This is a genomic window from Massilia sp. P2_C2, assembly GCF_056404615.1.
In genome coordinates this window covers 1-14,419 of record NZ_JBFUDR010000265.1, presented here as the reverse complement: position 1 = coordinate 14,419, position 14,419 = coordinate 1, and the positions used below count along the sequence as shown (strand labels likewise).

The window sequence follows — 14,419 nt, the reverse complement described above, 5'->3', positions numbered from 1 at the left end:
GGATATGGATGTGCATGACGTGCCGAAATAAGGTGTCGGTGGAAGCGAATACGCGATTCTACCAAACGCCACATTCCTCGCACTTTCTAAGCAGTACGGCGGACGCACCTGCCTATATAATTGTTTTCAATTATTTTGTACGTTCGAGAAGAATTCCGGGCTATCCGCCAGGCTGCGGATCCGGGCTTTCTCCCGCGTGCTGGGGCAACTGAAATGACCAGGTTTCAGAAAAAGTCCCTGGACATCCTCGGCCACGATGGCGAACTGGCCATTTATCGGGGATTTGCCGGCGACGCCACCTCCTTCCTGATGCTGGCGGCCCTCGACGAGCATCCGGCAGCCGCGACGCTTGCCCGCCTGGAACGTGAGTATGCGCTGAGGACGGAACTCGATCCCGCCTGGGCAGTGCGGCCGCGCGCCCTGGTGCATGAGGCGGGCCGGCTCACCTTGCTCCTCGACGATCCCGGCGGCGAGTTGCTCGAAAGCCTACTCGGTACCGCGCTGGACGTGGCCACCACCCTGGCGCTCGCCATCCCGCTGGCGAGCGCGCTCGGCCAGGTCCATGCCCGCGGCCTGATCCACAAGGATCTTCTTCCCGCCCACGTCCTCGTAGCAGAGGAAAAGGTCCGCCTGCTGGGGTTCGGGCGCGCGTCCCGGGTGCCCTTCGAACACCAGGTCCTGGAACCGTCCGACATCATCGCCGGCTCCCTGCCCTACCTGGCGCCGGAGCAGACGGGCCGCATGAACCGCTCGGTCGACGCCCGCTGCGATTTTTACGCGCTGGGCATCATCCTCTACCGCATGCTCACGGGCGAGCTGCCGTTCCCCACCCTCGACCCGCTGGAAAGCATCCACAGCCACATCGCCCGCCAACCCGTCCCGCCCGCCGAAAGAGTGCCCGGCCTGCCGGAAGCCGTCTCGGCCATCGTGATGAAGCTGCTCGCCAAGATGCCCGAGGAGCGCTACCAGTCGGAGGCCGGCCTCATCGCAGACTTGCAGCGCTGCCAGGAAAGCTGGGCATCCCAGGGGAAGATCCGGTCGTTCCGGCTCGGCAGCCGGGATGTCTCCGAACGGCTGCGTGTTCCGGAACGGCTCTACGGGCGCGAAACCCAGGTGCGGACCCTGGTGGACACTTTCGAACAGGTGGTCAGGACCGGCAACAGCGCGCTGGCGCTGGTCTCCGGCTATGCGGGGATCGGCAAATCGGCGGTGGTCAATGAGTTGCAGCGGGAGATCGTGGGGCCCCGCGGCTTTTTTGCGTCCGGCAAGTTCGATCAATATAAACGGGACATTCCCTATGCGCCGCTCGCCCAGGCGTTCCAGACCCTCGTGCACCGCCTGCTGGGCAAGAGCGAAGCGGAACTGGGCCATTGGCGCGAGGCGCTGCTGAAGGCGGTCGATCCTTACGGCCAGCTGATGGTCGACCTGGTCCCGGAACTGGAAATCATCCTCGGCAGGCAGGCCCCCGTGCCGGAACTGCCGCCGATGGATGCCCAGAACCGGTTTCAAAGGGTGTTCAAGAAATTTCTCTGCGTATTCGCCCAGTCCGCACACCCCCTCGTCCTGTTCCTCGACGACCTGCAATGGCTGGATGCGGCGACCTTGCGTGTGCTGCATGACCTGATCAGCGAAGAGGACGTGCATTACCTGTTGCTGGTTGGCGCCTACCGGGACAACGAAGTCGGCCCTGACCACCCTCTCATGCTGAGACTGGATGCGATCCGGCGCGCCGGCGCCAGCGTGACGGAAGTCAATCTTGCTCCGCTGTCCGTGGCCAGCGTGACCGACATGCTGGCCGACTCCCTGCATCGCACGCGCCGCGCCGTCGAACCCCTGGCGGCACTGGTCCACGCAAAAACCAGCGGCAATCCATTCTTCGCGATCCAGTTTCTCATCGCACTCCACGAAGAAGGACTGCTGACATTCGATGCGCGCAAGGCTGCCTGGACCTGGGATATCGAGCGCATCCGCGCCAAGGGCTACACGGACAATGTCGTGGAACTCCTGGTCGGAAAACTGGCCCGCCTGCCCGCCGTGACCCAGGACGCCTTGCGCCAGCTCGCCTGCCTCGGCAACGCCGGCGACGTCGCCACGCTCGCCATGCTGCGGGGCGAGCCGGAAGAGGCCAGCCACCAGGCGCTGTGGGAGGCGCACCGCGTCGGGCTCGTGTGGCGGCGCGACGGCACGTATTGCTTTCTCCACGATCGCGTCCAGGAAGCGGCCTACTCGCTGATTCCCGAACCCGAACGGCCGGCGGCACACCTGCACATCGGACGCCTGCTGCTGGACCATACACCGCCGGACGCGCTGGCGGAAAACATTTTCGAAATCGTGAACCAGCTCAACCGCGGCGCCGCCCTGATGACATCGCCCGCGGAGCAGGCGCGCCTGGCCGAACTGAATCTCATGGCCGGCAAGCGTTCCAAGGCGGCGACCGCCTACGCGTCCGCGCTGGTATTTTTCAGCGCCGGCTGCGATCTGCTCGCGCCGGACTGCTGGGACAATCGCTACGAACTGACCTTCGCCCTCGAACTGGGCCGGGCCGAATGCGAATCCCTGAGCGGCCGGACGGCCGCGGCGGAGGAACGGCTGGCGCTGCTGGCGCAGCGCGCGGCCGGCCTCGTGGACGCGGCCGCCGTCGCCTCGGCCCAGACCGCGCTGTATGCGATACTGGACCGGCCGGACCGCAGTGTCGCGGCGGTGATCGAGTATCTGCGCCGCCTCGGCATAGCCTGGTCGCCGCACCCGACCGACGACGACGTCCGGCGCGAATTCGACACGATGTGGCAGCGGATCGGCAGCCGCGCCATCGAGGATCTCATCGACCTGCCGCTGATGGCCGAAGCGCCATGGCGGAGCGCACTCGAAGTCCTCATGTGGGGCCAGGGGCCGGCGCTGCACACGGATGAGAATCTGCTCTGCCTCATCGGCGCACGCATGGCGAACATCAGCATGGAGCATGGCAACTGCGACGCATCCTGTCTCGCCTATATCGTCGTGGGCATGGTCCTGGGCCCGCACTTCGGCGACTACCAGCGCGGCTACCGGTTCGGCAAGCTCGGCCTGGACCTGCTCGAACAACGCGGGTTGCAGCGTTTTAAAGCGCAAACCTATCTGGGATTCGGGTGCCTGATCAGCCAGTGGGTGCGCCACGTGCGGGTCGGCATCGATGCCATCCGCCGCGCTTTCGACGCGGCCCGCGAGAGTGGCAACCTGGTGTATGCCTCGTATTGCTGCAACTGCCTGATCGCGCTGCGGCTCGCGGAGGGTGCCCGCCTCGGCGAAGTCCAGCAGGAGGCCGAGCACCTGTTCGGCTTCGCGCAGAAGGCCCGGTTCGGCCTGGTCATCGCCACGATGAATACCCAGTTGATGTGCATGCGCGCGCTGCGCGGACTGCCGCAGCAGTTCCGCCTGGCCGGCAACGTGGAATGCACCGAGGAAGAATTCCGGCAGCACCTCGAACGTGAGCCGCACGTGGCCGTCTCACACTGCGCCTACTGGATCCGCACGATGGAGATCCGCTACTTCTACGGCGACGCCGCGGGCGCCCTCGACGCGGCAACGCACGCGCACCCGCTGCTCTGGACCATCCCCTCCTTTATCGACCTGTCCGAATATCACTTCTTTCGCGCGCTGGCGAGCGCGGCCCGTTACGATACAGCGCCCCCCGACGAGCGGCCCGCGCTGCGGGAGGCGCTCGCCGCACACCACCGGCAACTCACCATCTGGGCGGCGAACTGTCCGGAAAACTTCGGGAACCGCGCCGCTCTCGTCGCCGCCGAAATCGCCCGCATCGAGCAGCGCGACATGGAGGCGATGCGCCACTACGAGGACGCGATTACCGCGGCACGCGAGCAAGGCTTCATGCATATCGAAGCCCTGGCCTACGAACTCGCAGCGGATTTCTACCGGTCACGCGATTTCGCGGAGATCGCGTATACCTATCTGCGRCAGGCCCGCGCGTGCTATGTGCGCTACGGCGCGGACGGCAAGGTGGACCAGCTCGACCGGCGCCATGCCCACGCCGCCGGCAACTGGTCGCCGGCGCCGGCACTGGCGCCCATCGACACGTCCAACCGGCAACTGGATATCGCCACGATCGTGAAGGCCTCCCAGGCCGTGTCGCGGGAAATCGTGCTCCCCGCCCTGATCGAAACCCTGATGCGGATGACCGTCGAACATGCCGGCGCCGACCGCGGCCTGCTCCTGCTGCCGGCGGCAGACGGTTTCCGGGTCGAAGCCGAGGCGACCAGCACGCGTGACGCGATCGACATCGCCCTCCGGCCGGCCCCGGCAGACCTGGGAGCTTTACCCGAATCGCTGCTGCGCTACGTGGCGCGGGTACGTGAAAGCATCCTGCTGGACGACGCGGCGGCACCACACCTCTTTTCCGAAGACCCGTATTTCCACGCGCAGATGCCCAGGTCGATCCTGTGCATCCCTCTCACCAAGCAGACGATCCTGGTCGGCATCCTGTATCTGGAAAACCGCCTGGTGCCGCGGGCCTTTACCCATAACCAGCTCGCCCTCCTGGAACTGCTCGCCTCCCAGGCCGCCATTTCCCTGGAAAACGCGACGCTCTATGCCAGCCTGCAGGCGCGCGAAGCCCGGATCCGCCGCCTGGTGGATTCCAACATCATCGGCATCGTTTTCTGGGGCATGGACGGGAGCATCACGGACGCCAACGAGGCGTTCCTGCAGATGGTCGGCTATACGCGGCAAGACTTGGCGGATGGAAAAGTGCATTGGGAACGGATGACGCTGCCGGAATACAAGGCGATCGACGAGCAAAAGCTGGCGGAAGTGCGCGCGACCCGGACGAGCACGCCTTATGAAAAAGAATTCCTGCGCAAGGACGGTACCCGTCTCCCGGTGCTGGTCGGCGCCGTCCTGTTCGACGACTCCCCGGACGAGGGCGTGGCGTTCGTGCTGGACCTCACCGAGCGCAAACAGGCCGAGACTGAGCGCCAGGCGCGCCAGGCCGCCGAGGCGGCCAGCCTCGCCAAGAGCGCCTTCCTGGCGAACATGAGTCATGAATTGCGCACCCCGCTGAACGGCATCCTCGGCTATSCCCAGGTCCTGGAACGCGACCCGGCGCTGGGCGAACGGCAGCTCGCCGGGATCGACATCATCCGCAAGAGCGGCGAGCATTTGCTGACCCTCATTAACGATATCCTGGACATGGCCAAGATCGAAGCCGGCAAAATGGAACTCTACCCGGCCGACATTCCGCTGGTCCGGTTCGTGCAGACCATCGTCGACATCGTGGGCGTGAAAGCCGCGCAAAAGGGGTTGCAACTGGTGTGCGACCTTCCTTCCGACCTGCCAATCTGGGTCCTGGCCGACGAAAAGCGGCTGCGTCAGGTCTTGCTCAACCTGTTGTCCAATGCCATCAAGTTCACCGACGACGGCAGTGTCACGCTTGAAGTGCGCTTCGCGCCGCCGGACCGGCTCTGCTTTGAAGTGCGCGACACCGGCATCGGCATTGCCCCCGACCAACTGGACATCATCTTCGAACCGTTCGAGCAGGCCGGCGACGTGCGGCGGCACCTGGCCGGCACCGGCCTCGGCCTGGCCATCAGCCGGCAATATGTGCGCCTGATGGGTGGCGAGATCGAGGTCGACAGCCGGGTCGGCCAGGGCAGTACGTTCCGCTTCGACATCCAGGCGCCGCCGCTGCACGCAGCGGCGGCGGCGGCGCCCCCGGCGATCGTGACCGGCTACGCGGGCGCGCGCAGGAAGGTGCTGGTGGTCGACGATATTCCCGAGAACCGGGCGGTGGTGGTCGACCTGCTGGTGTCGCTCGGCTTCGACGTGGTCGAGGCGGCCAATGGCGAGGACGGGCTGGAGATGGCGCAACGCCTGCGGCCCGACCTGATCCTGATGGACATCGCCATGCCGAAGCTGGACGGGCTGGAAGTCGCACGCAGGCTGCGTCGACAGGAAGAGTTCGCGGAAGTGCCGATCATCGCGCTGTCGGCGAGCATATCGGACAGTGACAATGAACAATGCCTGGCGGCCGGCATGAACGCCTTCCTCCCCAAGCCGCTCGACGTGGACGAGCTGCTGGGGCAGATAGAGAGTCTGCTGGGACTCGAATGGATCCATGGCGTGACGCGAACGGAAGCGCCGCCGGACGGAGAGCCCGTCGTGACGCCGCCGGCGGAAGAGATGGAGTTGTTGTACCGGCTGGCCAGGGTGGGCAATATGCAGGCGATCGTGGCGCACGTCGAGCGCTTGGCCGAACTTGGCGAACGTTATCGTCCGTTCGCCAACCAGTTGAGCGCACTGGCCAAGCGCTATCAGTCCAAGGCCGTGCTGCAAATGGTCGAGGCGCATCGGAACGGCGCTCCGGGCCAGTGACGCCCGGGTTTCCGGAAGGCACCGACGCGATGCCCATTTCCGTTCGAGGGTATGATCGAGGGTATGATGCCCAATTCAACTGACGACCTCCAACAGGTGCGCGCGCGCATCGCCGCGGCGGCCGCCCGCATGATCGCCCAGGATGGCGCGGATTACGCCACGGCCAAGACGAAGGCGGCGCGCCAGGTGCTCGGCGTGGATCGTCCGTCCCCGAATTCCCTGCCGGACAATCTCCAGGTTGAAGACGAAGTTCGACGTTACCAGGCCCTGTTCCTGGGCCCGGCCCAGGCCGTGCGCATCCGCCATCTGCGCAGCACGGCCCTCGAGGTGATGGAGCAGCTGGCCGACTTCCGCCCCTATCTGACCGGTGCCGTACTGAATGGAACGGCAGGCGAACATGACGACATCCACCTGCAACTGTTTGCCGACAGCGCCAAGGACGTCGAAATCTGGCTCCTGAACCGCAACGTCAATATTGATATTTCTGAAACTCCCCACTTCAAGGGGGGGCGCCACAATCCCGTCGAAACGGTAAGCTTCATGTGGCAAAAGGAAATGGTGCACGCCGAGCTGTATGAAATGAACGACCTGCGGGGCGCATTGAAGCCGCGTGCAGACGGGCGCCTGCAGCGGGTCGACGCGGCCGGCCTGCGTGCCCTGATGAATAACGAATCGCTTGAACAAGATGAATAAAAAACACCTGGCCGGCTATGTGATCCTGGCCGCCGCCTTCACCGTGCTCGGCGCCATCGCCGGCGTCAAGCAGGATGCAAAAGGCCCGCTGACGACGACGTATGCGCCGGCGGACGGCCGTCCGCACACGGCCGTCGCGAACCTGTATGCGACTTCGCTGAACGACCTGGCCGGCAAGCCGCAACCGCTGGCCCAGTGGAAGGGCAAGCCGCTGCTCGTGAACTTCTGGGCATCGTGGTGCGCACCCTGCGTGTCGGAGATGCCGGAACTGTCCGAACTGGCCGCCGGGGATGGTGGCAAGCACTTCAATGTGATCGGCATCGGCATCGATTCCCCCACCAACCTCGCCGAGTTTACCCGCAAAATCAAGATTTCCTACCCATTGTACGTAGGCGGCATGGGAGGCACCGACCTGGCGCGTGGCCTCGGCAACGCGAACGGCGGGCTGCCATTTACCGTGCTGATCGGCGCAGATGGGCAGGTCCGCAAGACTTACCTGGGCCGTCTGAAGTTCGATCAGCTGCGCGCCGACCTGGCCAGGTTATAGGTCAGGCGAACGGTCGTTCATTTCTTTTCGGACTTCTTTATATCGCTTGCCAACACGTAACGTTGACGGCAAAATGCCTGTCTTTCGGGCAAAACAGACGGTTAAACATGGCGAAAAAGCTACTGCTGCTCAATGGCCCCAACCTGAATTTACTGGGGACGCGTGAGCCTGCGGTGTACGGCGCGACAACGCTGGCCGACATCGAGCAGGCCGCCACCGCCCAGGCACAAGCAGCCGGGGCGGAGATCGCCTGTTTCCAGAGTAACCATGAAGGTGCGCTGATCGACCGTATTCACGCTGCCCGCCAGGAGGGCATCGATGCGATCGTCATCAATCCGGGTGGATTGACCCATACCAGCGTGGCGCTGCGCGATGCGCTGGCAGGCGTGGACATTCCCTTCGTGGAAGTACACATCTCTAATATTTACAAGCGCGAGGAATTTCGGCACCACTCCTTTTTGTCGGCGATCGCGCAAGGCACGATCTGCGGACTGGGAGCTGATGGATATCGCTTTGCCATCGACTTCGCGCTGAAACAGCGTTAATCTACGACAACTTCACGCATTCCGCGCGTAAGTGCGCACCACCCGACGCGCCGCATGCTCTTAAACAAATAATTCCAAGGGGTTTCACATGGATCTAAGAAAACTCAAGACACTGATCGACCTCGTCGCCGAGTCGGATATCGCCGAACTCGAAGTGACCGAAGGCGAAAGCAAGGTCCGCATCGTCAAGTCCTCGGCAATCCCGCAGAATCAGATGGTCATGGTGCCGCAGCAAGGCGTCCAGCAATTCTCGGCACCGGCCATGCATGCCCCGGCCRCCGCCCCCGTCGCCGCGCCGGCAGCACCGGCCGAGCCGACCGGCCACGTCGTCAAGTCGCCGATGGTCGGCACGTTCTACCGCTCGTCGGCACCGGGCGCCCCGGCCTTCGTGGAAGTCGCGCCCCGGCCTTCGTGGAAGTCGGTTCGACCGTGAAGGAAGGCGATACCCTGTGCATCATCGAAGCGATGAAGCTCCTGAATGAAATCGATGCCGACCTCTCCGGCACCGTCACCAAGATCCTGGTGGAAAACGGCCAGCCCGTCGAATTCGGCCAGCCGCTGTTCGTGATCGGCTAACGTCTCCGGCGCGGTCGTCCGACCGCGCCCTCCCGGCATGTCGCCGGCACTCAAAGAAACACCGAACTTACCATGTTTGAAAAAATTCTTATCGCCAATCGTGGTGAAATCGCGTTGCGTATCCAGCGCGCCTGCCGCGAGATGGGCATCAAGACGGTCGTCGTGCACTCCGAGGCGGACAAGGACGCCAAGTACGTGAAACTGGCCGACGAGTCCGTCTGCATCGGTCCCGCGCAATCGGCGCAGAGCTACCTGAGCATGCCGGCGATCATCAGCGCGGCCGAAGTCACGGACGCGGAAGCGATCCACCCCGGCTACGGGTTCCTGTCGGAAAACGCCGACTTCGCCGAACGCGTCGAAAAATCGGGCTTCGTGTTCATCGGCCCGCGTCCGGAATCGATCCGCCTGATGGGCGACAAGGTCTCGGCCAAGCAGGCGATGATCCGCGCGGGCGTGCCGTGCGTGCCGGGCTCGGACGGCGCCCTGCCCGATGATCCGAAGGAAATCATCCAGACCGCGCGCCGCGTCGGCTACCCGGTCATCATCAAGGCCGCCGGCGGCGGGGGCGGCCGCGGCATGCGCGTCGTGCACACGGAAGCCGCGCTGCTGAATGCCGTCGCGATGACCAAGACGGAAGCCGGCACCGCGTTCGGCAACCCGGAAGTCTATATGGAGAAATACCTGGAGAATCCGCGCCACGTGGAAATCCAGGTCCTCGCCGACGAGCACAAGCAGGCCGTCTGGCTGGGCGAGCGCGACTGCTCGATGCAGCGCCGCCACCAGAAAGTGATCGAGGAAGCGCCGGCACCGGGCATCCCGCGCAAGCTGATCGAGAAGATCGGCGACCGCTGCGCCGAAGCCTGCCGCAAGATCGGCTACCGCGGCGCCGGCACGTTCGAATTCCTGTACGAAAACGGCGAGTTCTACTTCATCGAGATGAACACCCGCGTCCAGGTCGAACACCCGGTCACCGAAATGATCACCGGCATCGACATCGTGCAGGAACAGATCCGCATCGCCTGCGGCGAGCGCCTGCGCTTCCGCCAGCGCGACATCATGCTGTCGGGCCACGCGATCGAGTGCCGCATCAACGCGGAAGACCCGTTCAAGTTCACCCCGTCGCCGGGCCGCATCACCGGCTGGCATCCGCCTGGCGGCCCCGGCATCCGCGTCGATTCGCATTCGTACGCCGGCTACTACGTGCCGCCGCACTACGATTCGATGATCGGCAAGGTCATCGCCTACGGCGCCACGCGCGACCAGGCGATCCGCCGCATGCAGATCGCGTTGTCGGAAATGGTCGTCGAGGGTATCCTGACCAACATCCCGCTGCACCGCGAACTGATGGTCGACGCCCGCTTCATCGAGGGCGGCACCAACATCCACTACCTGGAGCAGAAGCTGGCCCACAAGCCGGACCTGCCGAAGGATGGCGCGATCGGCGCCAAGGCCGAGGCTGCAGACTCTAAGGCTGACCTATGAGTTGGATCGAAGTCATGATCGAGATCGCACGCGAGCACGCCGAGGGGCTCTCTGATGCCCTGATGGAAGCGGGCGCGCTGTCGGTCTCGGTGGAAGACGCGGACGAAGGCACGGACGCGGAAAAGCCGCTGTTCGGCGAACCGGGCATGGTCCCCAGGGAAGCTGCCTGGGACCACAGCCGCGTCGTCGCCCTGACGGACGAGGATGCCGACCAGGCCGCCATCGTCGCGGAAGCGGCGGCGGCCATCGGCCTCGCGCAGGCGCCCGCGTTCACGACGCGCGCCGTCGCGGATGCCGACTGGGTGCGCCTGACGCAATCCCAGTTCGAACCGATCCATATCGGCAAGAACATCTGGGTCGTGCCGAGCTGGCACGAAGCACCGGATCCCGACGCGCTGATCCTGGAAGTCGACCCTGGCCTCGCCTTCGGCACCGGCAGCCACCCGACCACGCGCCTGTGCATGGAATGGCTGGAAGCCCATCCGGCACCGGGTAAATCCGTGCTGGACTACGGCTGCGGCTCGGGCATCCTCGCGATGGTGGCGAAAAAGCTCGGTGCGGCCGACGTCACCGGCGTCGACATCGACGAGCAGGCCATCGAATCGGCCAGGCTGAACGCCGAACGCAACCGCTGCGAGATCGACTTCTACGTGCCGGACGACTTCGTCGCCTCCAGGCATGGTAACGAACGCTTCGACATCGTCGTCGCGAACATCCTGTCGAGCCCGTTGAAACTGATGGCGCCGATGCTGTCCGGCCGCGTGGCCGACGGTGGGTCGCTGATCCTGTCGGGCGTGCTCGCGCGCCAGGCCGAGGAAGTGGCCGCCGCCTACGCGCCTTTCATCAAGCTGGGCGTCTGGGCCGAGCTGGACGGCTGGGTCGCCCTGCACGGTCAGCTTGGCGCAGAGAATGCACCGGAGCCTCGTGCGACTGCCGACGGCAGCAAATAAGGCATGGCGCTCGCCACCCAGTGCCCGCATTGCCACACCACGTTCCGCGTCGCCGCGGACCAGCTCAAGCTCCGCGGCGGCATCGTCCGCTGCGGCGCCTGCCAGCGCATCTTTGACGGCAACGCCCACCTGATCGACCTGGACAAGCCGGCCGTGCCCGCCCCCGCGGACACGCCGCCCGTCCCGCCGTCTCCGCCGCAAGATGCCGACGATGCCGGCGTCGACACGCTGCCCGTCTACACCCTCGATTTCGACCACACCTTCGATCCGCTCGGCATCCTGCCGAAGACCGTGACGCCGGACGAGACGCAGCCTGCCGCCGAGCCCGAACCTGCCGCTCCGGGGCCACGCGCGCACGTCTGGCGCCCGGGCGGCGCACGCGCGCCCGAGCCGGAGGACGAGGCACCCGCCACGCAGGCGGTTCCGGTGGTCGAAGCCGGGCCGGTCGACATCGAATCCCCCAATGCCCCGCCGTCCGCGGCCGCGTATGCGCCGGCCGGACGCGTGGAGCCGCGCCTGGAGGCCGTCGTCGATGCCCCGGCCGCCGAGGCCGCGCAGGCGCCCGTCGCCGAACCGCCCGTGGACGTCGCCACGGCACCGCCGCCGGAACCGCCTGCGGCCAGCGCATTTGCGCCCGCCGGCCGCATCGAGCCGAGCTTCAGCCTGCCGGTGGACGAGGAGATCGTCGCCCAGCCACTGCCGGATTTCGAACCGGAACCGGAGCCGCAACCTGCACCGGAGCCCGAGCCCGAGCCCGAGCCGGCAGTCTCCGTGCCGCCGCCGGCATCCACGGTGGAACCCGGCATGCGCCCGGCCGCCGCATCGACCGATGACATCCCGCCCGCCGCCCTGCCCCTGCGCGCATCGGCCGCGAGCGAACCGTCCGCGCCTTCCCCGGCCATGATCCCGCCCGTGAAACCGGTACGCAGCAAGGCCGCGCGCGCGTCCGAAGCACGCGCACGGCGCTCGAAGCTGAYGCCGACGAAGATCGAGCCGCCGAAGCTGCGCCTGCCGGCCGACGGCGATGTCGACGAACCGGAATTCGTCAAGCGCAGCCGCCGCCAGGAACGCATGGGCCGCACGCGGCGCGTGCTGATGGCCCTGGGCGCCGTCGCGCTGCTGCTCGCGCTGCTGGCGCAGGCGGTCCTGGGCTTCCGCAACGTGCTGGCGGTACAGCACCCGGCCATGAAACCCGTGCTGCAGGCGGCCTGCGTCGTGCTGGGCTGCCGCGTGGAACTGCCGGCGCAGGTCGAGAACCTCGTCATCGAGACGGGCGAACTGACCACGCTGGGGCCGGACACTTACGCGCTCAATACGCTGCTGCGCAACCAGGGTAATCTCGTGCTGGCCTGGCCCAGCATCGAGCTCGAACTGACCGACGCCAACGACAAACCGGTGCTGCGCCGCGTGCTGGCGCCCGCCGACTACCTGCCGCGCGGCACGCCGGCGGCGAACGGTTTCGGCCCGCACTCGGAGCAGCCGGTCACCCTGCATTTCACGCTGGCCGGCCTGCAGCCGTCCGGCTACCACACTTTCGTTTTCTATCCTTGAGGCTTCCAATGACCAAGACCTCGCTGATCTGCGGCTCGATCGCCTTCGACAAGATCATGCAATACCACGGCCGTTTCGGCGAAACCCTGCTGGCCGACCAGCTGCACCGCGTGAACGTCTCGTTCCTCGTGCCCACGCTGCGCACGGAATACGGCGGCTGCGCCGTCAACATCGCCTACAACCTGAAGCTGCTGGGCGGCGAGCCCCTGATCATGGCCACCATCGGCCAGGACGGCGGCGAGTACCTCGACCGCATGGAACAGCAGGGCCTCGCCACCAATGCGATCCGCACCATCGCCCACGCGTACACGGCCCAGTGCTTCGTCACGGCCGACCTGGACAACAACCAGATCAACGCCTTCCACCCGGGCGCGATGCAGTTCTCGCACGAGAACAGCCTGGCCGACTTCCTGCCGCTGCGCGTCGCGATCATCGCCCCGGACGGCCGCGACGGCATGCTCAAGCACGCGCGCGACTGCGCGGAGCGGGGCGTGCCGTTCATCTTCGACCCGGGCCAGCAGCTGCCGATGTTCAACGGCGAAGAACTGCTGACCTTCATCGACCAGGCCAGCTACCTCGCCTGCAACGACTACGAATTCGAAATGGTGATGGACCGTACGGGCCTGACCCTGCAGGACGTCGCGTCGCGCCTGGACGCGCTGATCGTCACCCGCGGCGAAGCGGGCTCGGACATCTACGCCGGGGGCGAGCACCACAAGATCCCGGCCGTGCCGGCGGCCAGCGTGGTCGATCCGACCGGTTGCGGCGACGCCTACCGCGCCGGCCTGCTGTACGGCATCGCCAACGATCTCGACTGGCCCACGACGGGCCGCCTGGCCAGCCTGCTGGGGTCCATCAAGATCGCCCACCAGGGCGGCCAGAACCACAGCTTCACGCCGGCGAGCATCGCGGACCAGTTCGAGGCGGCGTTCGGTTACCGCTTCTGACCGCACACCCATGAAAAAGCGCGCCGTCCCTCATGGGACCGGCGCGCTTTGTTTTTGATTGCTGTTTGGTTTTTCTCGAAACGCCAAATGACCGCTAAAAACCGTCGCGAGCGGCAGCAGGGGTGGCCGAGAAGCGCAGCTGTACTGACGTACAGCGAGCATCGCAGGCCAGCCCTGCAACGCGCAGTAGGTTTTTAGCGGTCACACCACAAACACCTGGCGCAGCAGGTATTGCGCGATCTGGATGAGGATCAGTGCCACGAGCACCGTCAGGTCGAGACCGCCCACGGGCGGGATCACGCGACGCAGAGGCCGCAGCAGCGGGGCGTTGAGCGCGTGGACGAACGGCGCCAGCGGCGCATGCGGATTGATCCAGCTGAAGATCACCTCGATGATCAACAGGCCCATGAAGCCGTACAGGATCCAGTCGAGCAGGCGGAACAGCGCGATCAGCACGACGGCCTGGCCGCTCGTCCCGGCCAGCAGGAGGATCGAAGACGCTGCGAGCACGACGAGGAAGGCGCCGAGCAGGCTGGCCCAGTCGAAACCACCCATGCCCGGCACGAGACGGCGCAGCGGACGCACCAGCCAGTCGGACAACGTGAACGTGAATTGAGCGACCGAAGCCGGCGGACGCACGCGGATCACCTGCATCCAGAAACGCAGAAGCAAGACCCCGCCGAGCACACCGGCCGCGGTATCGACGATCAATTTAAGAATGGGCAGCACGAGGACTCCTTGAAAAAAAAACCGCTGTGTGAAAGC

9 protein-coding genes and 1 pseudogene are annotated in these 14,419 nt (G+C 65.6%); 9 read left to right on the top strand and 1 reads right to left on the bottom strand.

Annotated elements, in window-relative coordinates; genetic code table 11:
- The first annotated feature begins 213 nt into the window (after positions 1 to 213).
- The 9 genes and pseudogenes from AC1DYX_RS23935 to AC1DYX_RS23895 all read left to right on the top strand — a co-directional run bounded on the left by AC1DYX_RS23935 (position 214) and on the right by AC1DYX_RS23895 (position 13,654).
- Positions 214 to 6,363, top strand: coding sequence for an AAA family ATPase (locus AC1DYX_RS23935; protein WP_477263500.1), 6,150 nt, complete (start codon positions 214 to 216; stop codon positions 6,361 to 6,363).
- 63 nt (positions 6,364 to 6,426) lie between these two features.
- On the top strand, positions 6,427 to 7,056 hold the full coding sequence (locus AC1DYX_RS23930; RefSeq protein ID WP_477263498.1) for a hypothetical protein: 630 nt from the start codon (positions 6,427 to 6,429) through the stop codon (positions 7,054 to 7,056).
- Positions 7,049 to 7,603 (top strand): TlpA family protein disulfide reductase, encoded by a 555-nt coding sequence (locus tag AC1DYX_RS23925; RefSeq protein WP_477263496.1) that lies wholly within the window; start codon positions 7,049 to 7,051, stop codon positions 7,601 to 7,603. The genes AC1DYX_RS23930 and AC1DYX_RS23925 overlap by 8 nt, the downstream gene beginning before the upstream one ends.
- Before the next feature lie 107 nt (positions 7,604 to 7,710).
- The gene (gene aroQ, locus AC1DYX_RS23920) at positions 7,711 to 8,148 is read left to right on the top strand and encodes a type II 3-dehydroquinate dehydratase (protein WP_477263494.1); all 438 of its coding nucleotides are present in this window, start codon (positions 7,711 to 7,713) and stop codon (positions 8,146 to 8,148) included.
- 88 nt (positions 8,149 to 8,236) lie between these two features.
- A pseudogene (accB, locus tag AC1DYX_RS23915) lies at positions 8,237 to 8,724 on the top strand (acetyl-CoA carboxylase biotin carboxyl carrier protein).
- A gap of 72 nt (positions 8,725 to 8,796) precedes the next feature.
- Entirely contained in the window at positions 8,797 to 10,206 is a 1,410-nt protein-coding gene (gene accC / locus AC1DYX_RS23910) for an acetyl-CoA carboxylase biotin carboxylase subunit (protein ID WP_477263492.1), read from the top strand.
- Positions 10,203 to 11,156, top strand: coding sequence for a 50S ribosomal protein L11 methyltransferase (gene prmA, locus AC1DYX_RS23905; protein WP_477263490.1), 954 nt, complete (start codon positions 10,203 to 10,205; stop codon positions 11,154 to 11,156). Before accC ends, prmA begins: the two co-directional genes overlap by 4 nt.
- 3 nt (positions 11,157 to 11,159) lie before the next feature.
- Positions 11,160 to 12,707 (top strand): DUF3426 domain-containing protein, encoded by a 1,548-nt coding sequence (locus AC1DYX_RS23900; RefSeq protein ID WP_477263488.1) that lies wholly within the window; start codon positions 11,160 to 11,162, stop codon positions 12,705 to 12,707.
- An 8-nt stretch (positions 12,708 to 12,715) separates the two neighbouring features.
- Complete coding sequence (locus AC1DYX_RS23895) at positions 12,716 to 13,654, top strand: carbohydrate kinase family protein (protein ID WP_477263486.1); 939 nt, start codon at positions 12,716 to 12,718, stop codon at positions 13,652 to 13,654.
- 201 nt (positions 13,655 to 13,855) lie between these two features.
- Here AC1DYX_RS23895 and AC1DYX_RS23890 read toward each other — a convergent pair whose 3' ends face one another.
- Positions 13,856 to 14,383, bottom strand: a complete 528-nt coding sequence (locus AC1DYX_RS23890; protein ID WP_477263484.1) for a YggT family protein — start codon at positions 14,381 to 14,383, stop codon at positions 13,856 to 13,858.
- Positions 14,384 to 14,419: the final 36 nt, after the last annotated feature.